The organism is Parabacteroides sp. AF39-10AC (assembly GCF_003635405.1).
Classification (GTDB): domain Bacteria; phylum Bacteroidota; class Bacteroidia; order Bacteroidales; family Tannerellaceae; genus Parabacteroides; species Parabacteroides distasonis.
This window is the reverse complement of the sequence record NZ_QTLP01000027.1, coordinates 62,951-76,059: the sequence shown is the minus strand read 5'-3', so window position 1 is coordinate 76,059 and position 13,109 is coordinate 62,951. Positions and strand designations below refer to the sequence as shown.

Here is a 13,109-nt window from a genome sequence, read left to right as displayed (position 1 = left end):
CAAATTTTCTATAGAATTAAAGAATTTTCCCCCTGATTTATCGGGTGAGCCGACATTATCCCGGATATATAGTAATACGAGGATATAAAAAAAGAGGAAAACCTTTCGATTTTCCTCTTTTCCTAGAGCGGAAGACGGGGCTCAAACCCGCGACCCTCAGCTTGGAAGGCTAATGCTCTATCAACTGAGCTACTTCCGCAATAATATGTTGCGAATTAAAAAGGTGGGCAGTGATGGATTCGAACCACCGAAGGCGAAAGCCAGCTGAGTTACAGTCAGCCCCATTTGGCCACTCTGGTAACTGCCCCCTTGTTCTTAATTGCAGTGCAAAGGTACGATTTATTTTGAAACCTGCAAGCGTTTAGGCAGAAAAATTTACCATTTTTATTGCGGTAACCGCTGCCTCGTCCCCTTTATTGCCATATCTACCTCCCGCACGATCCTCGGATTGCTGCATGGTGTCGGTAGTTAACAGGCCGAAAATGAAAGGAATATCGTACATTAAATTCAATTCTGTAATGCCTTGCGTAACGCCGGAACAAACGTAATCAAAATGTGGCGTATCGCCTCTTACGACGCATCCCAGAACGATCACAGCGTCTAATTCTTTAGTCTCGGCCAATCTTTTGGCTCCAAAAGTCAGTTCAAAACTACCCGGAACTCGTTTAACTACGATGTTCTCCGGTTTCACCCCGTGCTTTTCAAGCGTGTTGCAAGCACCTTCCAATAACTTCTCGGTAATGTTCTTGTTCCATTCCGCAACTACGATGCCGATGTTCATCTCTGAAGCATCAGGTACGCTGTTGAAGTCGTACTCGGATAAATTCTGATAAGCTGTAGCCATACTTGTCTCTTTAAAAGAAGAGGATGCCTTGTTTGACCGAGACATCCTCTGTTATACTATATAATATACTGTTTATTTATTTTCCTGCCGAAGCACGGGTGATATACTTATCGATATCGGATGCCTCCATGGAAGTGTAATACTTGTCCTTGATAGTCGTGTAAGCCTTTACAGCCTTGTCATACTCTTTCAAGTTCTCGTAAGCGATACCGGCCTTCTTCAAGTAAATCGGGCTGATTACCTCGTTGTCGGCCTCCTTAGCGGCTTTCTCGAAATAGCTGATTCCTTCTTTCGTATTACCCATGTTCACGTAGCAATCACCGATCAAGCCTGTAACCGCCGGAGATACCATTTGGTCCTTTCCGCTGAAAGATTTCAATAAATCGAGCGCCTTCTGTGTATCGCCCATCTTGTAGTAACAGATACCTGCGTAAGCCTTTGCCAAGTTTCCGGCGTCCGTGCTTCCATATTGGTCGATGATAGCCTCGAAACCTTCATAGTCAGCTCCATTGCCGTTTAAAGCCAAGGCGAAAGAATCTCTGGCGAAGTATTGCTCGCCCTTGAACATGGCGGCGGCGGCTTTTTTCTCCTGAGGAACTAAATAACCATGCTTGATTCCCAAAACAGCTCCAACAACGAGTGCGACAGCTATTATACCGTAAATAATCTTCTTTGAATTGTTTTCAATGAATTGCTCCGATTTGGAGACAATCTCTTCTACTTCTAACTCCTTGTTGGTGTCCTTTTCTTTAGTAGCCATAATGTGTTATAGTTATTTATTAATTTTATCGCTGATTTTAAGCCATACCATACGGTTGGCGATTCAAAGCGCAAAAGTAGTTTTTTTTGCTGATATAATCTATACTTAGAAGTATATTTTTTAATTTTGTACGATTAATACGGTTTAGATGATACTAAAGAAGCTTTCTGTTCTCAATTACAAAAATATACTTCAGTCCGAGGTTATTTTCTCGCCCAAGATGAATTGCTTTTTCGGCAATAACGGGATGGGGAAGACGAATCTATTGGATGCCATTCATTATCTCTCGTTTTGCAAGAGTCATGTCAATACGCCTGATAGCCAGATAATAAACAGTGATCAAGATCTTTGCGTGGTGCAGGGTAACTATGATTATGAAGGACGTAAGGAGGAGATTTTCTGTGCCATGCGGCGTAGGCAACGCAAACAGTTCAAACGGAATAAGAAGGAGTACGACAAGCTGTCCGAGCATATCGGCCTATTACCGTTGGTCATGGTCTCTCCGGCTGATGCCGACTTGATCCGGGGGGGGAGCGATGAGCGACGCCGTTTTTTGGACTTAATCATCTCGCAGCAGGACAAGCCTTATCTGCATGCGCTTATCCAATATAATAAAGCGTTGCTCCAACGGAATACGTTGCTGAAAGATCAGAGCATGGATGCCTCTCTTTATGAGGTATTGGAGATGCAGCTGGGTATGTACGGCCAAATCGTTTACGAGAAGCGGAAAAAACTGGTGGAGGATTTTACCCCGATCTTTAATGAGTACTACCAGACGATCTGCGGCTCTGCCGAGGAGGTAGGGCTACATTATATCTCGCAATTGGAGGAAACGGAGCTTGCCGGTAAATTGGCGATGAGCCGGGAACGGGATCGTATATTGGGCTATACCTCTTCCGGTATCCATAAGGATGAGCTGGAAATGACGTTGGGCGGGTACCTGATTCGCCGGGTTGGTTCGCAAGGACAGAATAAGACGTATCTGATCGCCTTGAAACTCGCTCAGTTCGCTTTCCTAAATAAACGGGGACGGACTACACCTATCTTGCTGTTGGATGATATTTTCGATAAGCTGGACGCTAGCCGTGTGGAGCAGATCATCAAACTGGTCAGCGAGAATGGCTTCGGGCAGATTTTTATTACGGATACGAACCGGAAGTATCTGGATGAGATCTTATTGGCTATGAATCATGACTATGCCCTCTTCCGTGTGGAACGTGGCGAGGTACAACCTATGGAGGAATAAGGATGCAGAGAAGAAATACACAGACATTGGGTGAGGTGCTTCGTGACTTTTTCGAGGATAATACCGAGTTGTACGAGAAAATGATGGAGATCCGGGTTCAGCGTGCGTGGGGAGAAGTTTTAGGGCCTACGATCATGCAGTACACACGTAATATATATGTACGTGATAAGGTGCTTCATGTCTCATTGACTTCCTCCGTACTTCGTAGCGAGTTGACGCTTTGCCGGGAACGGTTGGTGAAAAGCTTGAATGATTACGCGGGTGCCTCGGTCATTACCAATATCGTTTTTCATTGAGTGTGGCTTTACCATTCGCAATATTACTTACTGGGGCAAGTAACATATACTGCCCAGCCCCGGTAAGTATATATGGCTTGACCCAGTAAGTATATATTCTGGGGAGAGATCAATAGATGGTGTCTTCTGTTATTACGTAATCCATTTTCTTGTCGAACGGCTCTACCGGAACCTGTGGTATCAGCTGGAAGCCAAAGCATATCCCGACCTTGGGAGCGTTGAGCGTGGAAAGAAGGCGGTCATAGAATCCCCTCCCTCGTCCCATGCGGTTCTTGTCTTTGTCAAAGGCGACTCCGGGCACGATAATCAAGTCGATCTCATTCTTTGGAACTTCTATGCCGTCCGCCTTGGGCTCTAATATCCCGAAAGGTCCGGGTTTTAGGGATTCCGGCCCTTCGTAAAGAAGCAATCTCAAATCATCACCGACGATCAAGGGCAACAGAAGCTTTTTCTTCCGGTACCATTTCTCGATAAAGCCGGCGGTCTGTACTTCTCCCGGTATGGCGTGATAAAGGGCGATACAAGAAGCTGCTTGGAACAGTTCTGTCTGCTCCAAGCGGTCCATGATCTTATCCGATAGCTCGCACAAGGTAATCCTCGAATATTCTTTCTTTCGAGAGGCCATATCTTTTCGTAGGGCCTGCTTGGCTGTGTAAGTCTCCATTCGCTGATTGTTTTAATAGTTCCGCATTCGGCACGGATTTTCCCTCTTGCAAGATATTGATCGCACGTAATAAGGTAACGTCATCTTTTAGGAAAATGGGGTAGAAGCCCGCCTCGTCGAAGAAATTCCTTACGATATACGCTTGCAATTGGTTCTCGATTAACTTGCCGGATATATTAATTAATGTGGGACGTCTCTTGATGCCCTTGGTAGCGGCGAAGTTCACGAAGTCGGAAAGGAGCGGTTGTTGCTGCAAGTAATTATATAATTCCTCCCAAGTCTTGAATGAGCCTAGTTTCTCCCGATGTCGGTCTGAGTACTCGAGCGCATACAGGTAAAGCACGCCGCTATTTACCACATTTGAGTAGTAAGAGGTAACGCCACTCGTGTCGCGAGGGATAAAGATATCCGGCATGATACCGCCCCCGCCGTATACGGTACGTCCGCCTACGGTCTGGTATTTCAAGGAATCATCCATCTTGATGCTATCAGCCGAGTCGAACTCGCCGTGCATATATCGGTTATAGATATCTTGGTCGTAAGCGTCCGTATTACCCATCTCATATTTCTTCTGGATGCAGCGACCGGACGGCGTGTAATAACGGGCGATGGTCAATCGCATCTCTGAACCGTCGCTCAATGACATTTGAGTTTGTACCAGACCCTTGCCATACGTTCTTCGTCCGATAATCGTACCACGGTCGTTATCTTGGATCGCTCCGGAGAATATCTCACTGGCGGAAGCCGAGATCTCATCGGTCAATACTACGATCGGGGCGTCTTTACAAGTTCCGGTTCCGTTCGCGTATACGTCGGAACGGGGGAACGACTTACCTTCCGTGTAGACGATCAAGCGTCCTTCCGGCATAAACTCGTTAATCATATTGATAGCGGCATCCATATATCCGCCGGTATTACCCCGTAAGTCGATCACGAAAGAGGTACAGCCCGCTTGTTTTAACTTGGCGATCGCCGTGATGAACTCATTATAAGTATTCCGGGCAAATTTGCTAACCTTGATGTAACCTATACCTTTAGCCGCCTCATAAGAAACATCGACCGAATTAACTGGGACATCTCCACGGGTTACGTCAAAATAGAGCAACTCAGGAGAATTCCCTCGCTGTACGCCTAGTTTCACCGTACTGTTCTTTGCGCCCCGAAGTGTCTTCATGATCTCTCCTTGGTTCTTTTTCTTTCCGGAAAAAATAGAATCATTGATCGAGATGATCCGGTCGAAGGGCAGTAAACCTGCTTTCTCTGCGGGACCACCGCTAATTACGCTAATCACTAGGATCGTATCGGTTTGCATATTAAATGATACGCCAATACCACTGAAAGAACCTTCCAGCTCCTCATTCACCACGGAAGCGTCTTCTGCAGGGATATATACGGAGTGAGGGTCTAATTCACTGAATATTTTCGGGATCGTACTCTCTACCAACTTAGACATGCTAACCGTGTCAACATATTGCTCGTCGATAATGTCCAAGATGGCATTTATCTTGTTGCCGCTGGAGTAGGACCGTTTTTTTCCTTGACTGATAGATAAATAATGGTTCCCAATAAAGATACCTAAAGCGATACTAGCTGCGATGATAACCGGGAGCCATACGGTCAGTCTTTTGTTTTTATCCATAAAAACGTTTTATTTATTCGTTCAAATCTATATAATCTACTATGATACCGGCACGCTTCAATAATTCGCAGCCGTCCGCTATTCGATAATTCTCGGAATAGACCACTCGCTTGATCCCGGATTGTATGATTAATTTCGCGCATTCAATGCAAGGGGAGGAGGTCACATAAATGGTCGCTCCTTTACTGCTGTTCGATGAGGCTGCCACTTTTGTGATGGCGTTAGCCTCCGCATGTAGAACATAAGGCTTGGTGACATTGTTCTCGTCTTCGCAAACATTTTCAAAACCGGCGGGTGTTCCATTGTATCCGTCGGATATGATCATTTTATCTTTTACTAATAATGCGCCCACTTGGCGTCGTTTACAGTACGAATTCTCGGCCCAGATAGCGGCCATTCGCAGGTAACGTTTATCTAATTCGTGCTGTTTTTCTGTTTTCTCGCACATTTGTTTACTCTTTTGTCTTTTAATCCAGACACAAAGGTAGTGATTATTTAGATTTACCGGGCTTATCGCCCGGTAAATTATTACTTCTTAATACCATTACGGATTAATAAGGCGTCTATCGTAGGCTCTTGTCCACGGAAACGCTTGTATAACACGGCAGGATCTTCTGTTCCACCTTTGGATAAGATATTGTCACGGAAAGATTTCGCGACCTCCTTGTTGAAGATTCCTTTCGATTTGAAAACGGAGAAAGCGTCGGCGTCTAATACCTCGGCCCATTTATATCCGTAATAGCCAGCCGCGTATCCTCCGGAGAAGATATGTCCGAAGCTTGTGCCCATCAAGGCTTCCGGTACTTCCGGCATGATTACGGTCGGAGCCCAAGCTTTTTTCTCGAATGCCGCTACGTCACCGTCGAAAGGTTGCTCCAACGTATGCCATGCCATATCCAGCAAGCCAAAGCTTAATTGGCGGCAGCAAAGGTAGCCAGCGTTGAAGTTTGAGGCGTTTACCAAGCTTTGTATCATCTCTTGCGGGATTTTCTCTCCGGTCTGGTAATGAACGGCGATCTGATCTAAGAACTCTTTTTCAGTCAACCAGTTCTCCATGATCTGGGAAGGTAATTCTACGAAATCACGATAAACGCTGGTTCCCGAAAGGCTGGAATATGTTCCTTGCGCTAGCATGCCGTGCAAGGAGTGCCCGAACTCATGCAAGAGTGTGTTCACCTCGTCGAAACTTAACAAAGAGGGCTTCGTGTCTGTCGGACGGGTAAAGTTCATCACGATAACGATCTGAGGACGGCTATCTTTTCCGTCTTTATCTTTGTATTGAGCCTTGATATTGTTCATCCAAGCGCCGGATTGTTTTCCGTCACGAGGGAAGAAGTCCGTATAAAGGATAGCAAGGAACTTACCATCGGCATCGTATACCTCGTAAGCGTCTACTTCCGGATGATAAACCGGGATTTTCTTGTTTTCCTTAAAGGTGATACCGTAGAGCTGGGTAGCTAATCCGAATACGCCTTTCTTTACGTTGCTTAACTCGAAATAAGGGCGAGTCATCTCGTCGTTTACCTTGAAGCGGATATCCCGTAACTTCTCGGAATAATAACTCCAGTCCCAAGGCATAACGGTGATATTCTCTTTCTCTGTACCTAACGCAAATCCTTCTACCGCATTGTATTCGTTGATCGCTATCGGTTTATAAGCTTCGAGTAACTGATTCAATAATTTGTATACGTTCGCTGAGTTTTTAGCCATTGTGTGTTCTAGCGCATATTCGGCGTAATTCTTGAATCCCATCAACTGGGCGATCTCTAGGCGGATATTAACGATCTTTTTGATAATCTCCTTATTGTCGAACTCATCCCCTTTATTTCCTACGCTCATGTATTCACGATACATTTTTTCTCGCAAATCACGCTTGTCGGAATAACGCATGAATGGAATGTAACTCGGAGCCGAGAGATTGAATAACCATCCGTTTTTATCTTTACTTTTGGCTAACATGGCCGCTGCGTCACGAGCACTTTCGGGTAAGCCGGATAGTTCGTTCTCGTCCGTTATTAGTAATTCGAACCGGTTTTTATCTTTCAAGGCGTTTTGATCGAACTGCAAGGTTAACATGCTTAGGTCCATACTTAGCTTGCGGTATTTTTCCTTGTCATCTTTATTTAACGTAGCCCCATTCGCTTTAAACGACTCGTAAAGGTCTTCCAGCAATTTGGCATCCTCGGTAGAAAGGTTCAATTGTTCTTTTTTATCATAGATTGATTTGACCCGAGCAAGTAGCTTCTCATTTAAGAAGATGTTATTGGAGGTTTGGGATAACTTCGGGGAGACACGTTGCGAGATTTCCATCATCTCGTCGTTAGCCTCTGCCCCTAATACATTAAAAAAAACAGAAGAGACTGTTTCCAATAATTTGCCGCTACGTTCCAGAGCTACTACCGTATTCTCGAAAGTAGCCGGTTGCGGGTTATTGGCGATCTCTTGCACCTCTTTTTCCATTTGCTTGATTCCTTCGTCGAAAGCGGGCTCATAATGCTCGATCTTGATCTTATCGAAAGGAGGGGTCTCGAACGGTGTTTTAAACTTCCCGAAGAAAGGGTTATTTGCTGCGTGTGTCATTTGAATTGCGCTTAATAAAATTATTACATTATATAATAACTTCCTCATATTAAAAATTGTTTGAAAATTTCCGCAAAGGTAGGCATTTTAATCACAGGAACGTTATAGGCATCTGTTTTTATATTCAGATTGATTTAAAATGAAAAATAGAACATTTCCTATGACTAAACCGAGGCTTGTTTTCGGGGGGCTGTACCTTGATTTTGAGCTTTGATGGATATGATGATAGGATTGATTTAACAAAAATTTATATGTTTGAAAACACTCCTTTAGAGCACCTTTCTTTTTAAAGCCTTGATCTATAAGTTTATCGTAGAAGAAGGATGCCTTTTTTCCTAAATAAATATAAAAGACAGTTTGTTTTTTTAGTTATTAAATAATACTTTTGATTCTCAGAAACGAAAATAATTTCATTTTGATATTAAAGAAAGTAACTTAAAACCCAAATACACATATGAGTTATCTTAAATTTGACAAAACAGTAATGATAAACCTGGAAGAGTCGCTGACTCGTGAGGTGCTTCGAACCAACCGTTTGGGAGCCTATCACTGCACTACTGTTGTTGATTGTAATACCAGGAAATACCACGGACTACTCGTTATGCCTGTGCCTGCGATTGATGATGACAACCATGTGTTACTGTCTTCTTTTGATGAGACGGTAATTCAACATGGTGCCGAATTTAATCTTGGGTTGCATAAATATGCAGGCGATAATTTCAGCCCCAAGGGACATAAGTACATCCGCGAGTATAGCTCAGAGACAGTACCTCGTACGCTTTACCGCGTAGGAGGTGTGATCTTCTCGAAAGAGAAAGTGTTTTCCATGTACGAGAATCGTATCATGATTAAGTACACGTTGGAAGATGCTCATTCCGCTACGACCTTACGTTTCCGTCCTTTCCTCGCTTTCCGTAGTGTGAAGAACTTAACGCAAGCCAATGGTAACGTGAACCAATCTTACGAGGAAGTCACAAACGGAATCAAGACATGTATGTATCCCGGTTATCCGGAACTGTATATGCAATTTAACAAGAAAGTTAAATTTGTGTATGAGCCGTATTGGTACAATGGCATCGAGTATCCGAAAGAACAAGAGAGGGGATATCCTTATCAGGAGGATTTGTATGTTCCCGGATATTTCGAGGTCCCTATCAAAAAAGGGGAGACTATTATTTTCAGCGCTGGCGATAGTGCAGTGGCAACTACCCGCTTGAAGGCACTGTATGAGAATGAGGTCGTAGCTCGTACGCCTCGTACTAGCTTCTTCAATTGCTTGAAGAATTCCGCTCAGCAATTTTATTTTCGTCCCAAGGAAGACGACGCTTATCTATTAGCGGGCTATCCATGGTTTAAAGTACGTGCGAGAGATTTGTTCGTAGCTCTTCCGGGTAGTACGTTGTCTATCGATGATCCGGTTCGTTTTGAGAAGATCATGCATACGGCGATGCCGGCGATGCGGGCGTATATGGAGAATGGGCGTTTCGATGCGGTGATTCGTGAGATCGAGCATCCGGATGTCTTTTTATGGGCGATCTGGGCGATCCAACAGTATGCTAAACATGAGGGCGTTGAAAAGGCACGTGAGCTATACGGCGATTTCGTGAAAGAAGTTATCGATTATATACGGGACCAGAAACATCCCGATATGAAATTGATGGAGAATGGTTTACTTTTCGCTAATGGAAAAGATAAGGCGATTACTTGGATGAATTCTACCGTAAACGGAAAACCTGTCGTAACTCGTTCCGGTTATATAGTGGAATTTAACGCTCTTTGGTATAATGCTCTTTGTTTCTATACGGAATTGATGGGGGGAGTACCTGTCGAGGGTATTGATCCGATTATCAAGTCGATGGATAAATCGTTCCCGGAAACCTTTGTGAACGGGTATAATTATTTGTTCGATTCCGTGAATGGTTCTACGGTAGATTGGAGCGTACGGCCTAATATGATTTTCGCTGTGGCATTGCCTTATTCCCCATTGACGAGGATGCAGAAACGTGCCGTAGTGGATATCGTGACGAAAGAGTTGCTTACCCCGAAGGGCTTGCGTTCCTTGAGTCCGAAGAGCGAAGGATATCGCCCGTATTATGTGGGGCCGCAATATGAACGAGATTTGGCTTATCACCAAGGTACTGCTTGGCCGTGGTTGTTAGGCGCCTATTTGGAAGCTTATTTGCGTGTATTCGGAAAGAGTGGCGTTGCTTTTGCTGAACGTATGTTGATAAGCTTGGAGGAGGAGATGTCATTACACTGTATCGGGACGATCCCGGAATTGTTTGATGGTAACCCACCGTTTACCGGACGTGGAGCTGTCTCTTTTGCGATGAATGTTGCGGCTATCCTCCGTGTTGTGGATTTGTTGAAGAAGTATAACGCCGAATAAAACTAAGTACCATTATGAAAGCATTAATGTTTGGATGGGAATTTCCTCCTCATATCTTGGGCGGTTTAGGAACGGCCAGTTTCGGTTTGACACGAGGCATGGCAATGCAGCCCGATATGGATATTACTTTTTGTATACCGAAGCCCTGGGGCGATGAAGACCAGAGCTTTCTAAAGATAGTGGGTGTCAACCAAGTTCCGATTGTTTGGAAGGATGTTGACCGTGAATATGTGCAGCAACGGGTTTCCAAAGCGGGAATGAACGCTGACCAGTATTATAAGTACAGGGATCATATTTATGCGGATTTCAGTTATCGTCATGTGACTGATTTAGGGTGCCTTGAGTTCTCCGGACGTTATCCGGATAACTTGCTGGAAGAGATTAATAACTATTCGATCGTGGCAGGCGTGATCGCTCGTACGGAAGAGTATGATATCATCCATGCGCACGACTGGTTAACTTATCCGGCGGGTATTCACGCTAAAAATGTGAGTGGTAAGCCTTTGGTCCTCCATGTTCATGCTACGGATTACGATCGTAGTCGCGGTAATGTGAATCCGGATGTCTATGCGATTGAGAAGAATGGTATGGACAATGCAGACCATATCATAACGGTGAGTAATTTGACTCGTCAGACGGTGATTGAGAAATATCATCAAGATCCCGCTAAGGTAACGACCGTACATAACGCCGTAGAGCCTTTAAGTCCTGAGATTCTTGCGATTCCGGATAAAAAGGGTGTAAAGGATAAGGTCATTACGTTCTTAGGCCGTATCACGATGCAGAAAGGGCCGGAGTATTTTGTTGAGGCTGCCGCAAAGGTTTTGGCTAAGGCTCCTTACGCACGTTTCGTTATGGCTGGTAGTGGTGATATGATGGATCAAATGATTCGTTTGGCCGCAGCACGTAATATTTCAGATCGTTTCCACTTTACCGGATTTATGAAGGGTAAGCAGGTATACGAGGTTTTGAAAGCCAGTGATGTATATGTGATGCCTTCGGTTTCCGAGCCTTTTGGTATCTCTCCGTTGGAAGCAATGCAATGTGGTGTACCCTCTATCATTTCTAAACAATCCGGTTGCGCCGAGATCTTGGATTATGCGATTAAGGTGGATTATTGGGATATTGAGGCGTTAGCGGATGCCATGTATTCTATTATTACTTATCCTGCCATGCATGAGTTCTTGAAAGTGGAAGGTAAGAAAGAGGTGGATAATATCAAATGGGAGTATGCCGGACAAAAGGTTCGTCGTATTTACGACAATGTGATAGGTAACAAATAAATTAACGACAAGACAAAAATAAAACAAACAATATTATGAAAACGATCTGCTTTTATTTTCAAATACATCAGCCGTTCCGTTTAAAAAGATATCGCTTCTTCGATATAGGTAACGACCATTACTATTACGATGATTTCCAGAATGAGGAGATTATCCATCGTATAGCTGAACAATGTTACTTGCCGGCTAACCGGACTATTTTGGAGATGATTAAGACCAGTGGTGGTAAGTTTAAGGTAGCGTTCTCTATTTCCGGCGTAGCGTTGGAGCAGATGGAGATTTATACTCCGGAAGTGATCGATAGCTTTAAGGAATTGGCGGCTACGGGGAATGTGGAATTCTTGTCTGAGACTTATGCTCATTCTCTTTCTTCCTTGGGAGATCCGGAGGAGTTCAAGCATCAAGTAAAGAAACAAGAAGATAAGATCAAGACTTTATTCGGGGTTAAACCGAAAGTGTTCCGTAATACGGAGTTGATTTACTCGGATGATATTTCCGCTATGGTTTCTGAGATGGGCTATAAAGGAATGTTGACGGAGGGTGCTAAGCATATCTTAGGTTGGAAGAGTCCGAACTATATGTATTCTTCTTGCGTAGCTCCGAAGTTGAGTTTATTATTGAAGAATGACCGTTTCAGCGAGGATTTATCGAACCGTTTCAGTGATTATAGTTGGAATGAGTATCCTTTGACAGCCGATAAGTATATGTCATGGATTGCTGCTACTCCGGATTCTGAGCAAATCATTAATTTGTTTATGAATTATGAGGTGCTGGGATCTTTGCATCCAGCTTCAACCGGTATTTTTGAGTTCTTCAAGGCTTTGCCTCGTTTTGCTGCGGATAAGGGTATTAGTTTCTCTACTCCATCGGAAGTATTTACATTGATCAAGCCGGTAGACTCTATCTCCGTTCCTTATCCGATCTCTTGGGTAGATGAAGAGAGAGATTGTAGTTCTTGGTTAGGAAATGTATTGCAGCAGGAAGCGTTCCGTAAGATTAACGAGATCGGTGAACGTGTTCGTTTGTCTCAGACTCGTCGTATCCGTCAGGACTGGTACTATCTGCAGAGCAGTGACCATTTCTATTATATGAGTACAAAGCATATGGGACAGGGAGGCTTTAGCCCTTACGATAATCCGTATGACGCATTTAATAACTATATGAATGTTCTTTCCGATTTCATTGTTCGTGTGAATGCGGAATTCCCGGAAAACATAGAGAATGAGGAATTGAATTCATTGCTTTCTACGATTAAGAATCAAGGAGAGGAAATCGAGAGTCTACAGAAAGAATTAGATAAATTAAAAAAGAAGGCGGCGAAGAAATAAGTCGTTAATTGATTTGACTAGACTATTTTTGGAGAGTGACGGGTCCTTTTAGGGACCCGTTATTTTTTGCCTTAGAGATA

General features: G+C 43.9%; 11 protein-coding genes and 2 tRNA genes. 5 read left to right on the top strand and 8 right to left on the bottom strand.

The window, feature by feature from the left end; genetic code table 11:
- Positions 1-126 precede the first annotated feature (126 nt).
- The 4 genes from DW033_RS19885 to DW033_RS19870 form a co-directional block, all read right to left on the bottom strand.
- Positions 127-199, bottom strand: a tRNA-Gly gene (locus DW033_RS19885).
- 25 nt (positions 200-224) lie between these two features.
- Positions 225-307, bottom strand: a tRNA-Tyr gene (locus DW033_RS19880).
- Between the two features lie 54 nt (positions 308-361).
- On the bottom strand, positions 362-844 hold the full coding sequence (gene ribH / locus DW033_RS19875) for a 6,7-dimethyl-8-ribityllumazine synthase (protein WP_008774114.1): 483 nt from the start codon (positions 842-844) through the stop codon (positions 362-364).
- Positions 845-920: 76 nt separating this feature from the next.
- Positions 921-1,604, bottom strand: a complete 684-nt coding sequence (locus DW033_RS19870) for a tetratricopeptide repeat protein (protein WP_005861596.1) — start codon at positions 1,602-1,604, stop codon at positions 921-923.
- A gap of 148 nt (positions 1,605-1,752) precedes the next feature.
- On the opposite strand from DW033_RS19870, the gene DW033_RS19865 reads away from it, so the two are divergent.
- Together DW033_RS19865 and DW033_RS19860 are read left to right on the top strand one after the other, a co-directional pair.
- A complete protein-coding gene (locus tag DW033_RS19865; protein ID WP_122383056.1) occupies positions 1,753-2,850 on the top strand; it encodes a DNA replication/repair protein RecF in 1,098 nt (365 codons plus the stop codon).
- A 2-nt stretch (positions 2,851-2,852) separates the two neighbouring features.
- Positions 2,853-3,146, top strand: coding sequence for a DUF721 domain-containing protein (locus DW033_RS19860; RefSeq protein ID WP_005865842.1), 294 nt, complete (start codon positions 2,853-2,855; stop codon positions 3,144-3,146).
- Between the two features lie 109 nt (positions 3,147-3,255).
- Here the strand turns inward: DW033_RS19860 and DW033_RS19855 are convergent, their stop codons facing one another.
- The 4 genes from DW033_RS19855 to DW033_RS19840 all read right to left on the bottom strand — a co-directional run bounded on the left by DW033_RS19855 (position 3,256) and on the right by DW033_RS19840 (position 8,077).
- On the bottom strand, positions 3,256-3,771 hold the full coding sequence (locus tag DW033_RS19855; protein ID WP_057329095.1) for a 5-formyltetrahydrofolate cyclo-ligase: 516 nt from the start codon (positions 3,769-3,771) through the stop codon (positions 3,256-3,258).
- On the bottom strand, positions 3,716-5,449 hold the full coding sequence (locus DW033_RS19850; RefSeq protein ID WP_057327076.1) for a S41 family peptidase: 1,734 nt from the start codon (positions 5,447-5,449) through the stop codon (positions 3,716-3,718). The genes DW033_RS19855 and DW033_RS19850 overlap by 56 nt, the downstream gene beginning before the upstream one ends.
- A 13-nt stretch (positions 5,450-5,462) precedes the next feature.
- The gene (locus tag DW033_RS19845) at positions 5,463-5,897 is read right to left on the bottom strand and encodes a dCMP deaminase family protein (protein ID WP_008778036.1); all 435 of its coding nucleotides are present in this window, start codon (positions 5,895-5,897) and stop codon (positions 5,463-5,465) included.
- 80 nt (positions 5,898-5,977) lie between these two features.
- Positions 5,978-8,077 carry a M3 family metallopeptidase gene (locus tag DW033_RS19840; protein WP_199712379.1) on the bottom strand — a complete coding sequence of 700 codons (2,100 nt, stop codon included), beginning with the start codon at positions 8,075-8,077 and terminating at the stop codon, positions 5,978-5,980.
- 406 nt (positions 8,078-8,483) lie between these two features.
- Here DW033_RS19840 and DW033_RS19835 point away from each other — a divergent pair, with 406 nt between their 5' ends.
- The 3 genes from DW033_RS19835 to DW033_RS19825 are packed head-to-tail and all read left to right on the top strand — an operon-like array spanning position 8,484 to position 13,029.
- A complete protein-coding gene (locus tag DW033_RS19835) occupies positions 8,484-10,418 on the top strand; it encodes a glycogen debranching enzyme N-terminal domain-containing protein (RefSeq protein ID WP_005861612.1) in 1,935 nt (644 codons plus the stop codon).
- A gap of 14 nt (positions 10,419-10,432) precedes the next feature.
- Complete coding sequence (locus DW033_RS19830; RefSeq protein WP_122383055.1) at positions 10,433-11,701, top strand: glycosyltransferase; 1,269 nt, start codon at positions 10,433-10,435, stop codon at positions 11,699-11,701.
- A gap of 35 nt (positions 11,702-11,736) precedes the next feature.
- Positions 11,737-13,029, top strand: a complete 1,293-nt coding sequence (locus DW033_RS19825; RefSeq protein ID WP_005861616.1) for a glycoside hydrolase family 57 protein — start codon at positions 11,737-11,739, stop codon at positions 13,027-13,029.
- Positions 13,030-13,109: the final 80 nt, after the last annotated feature.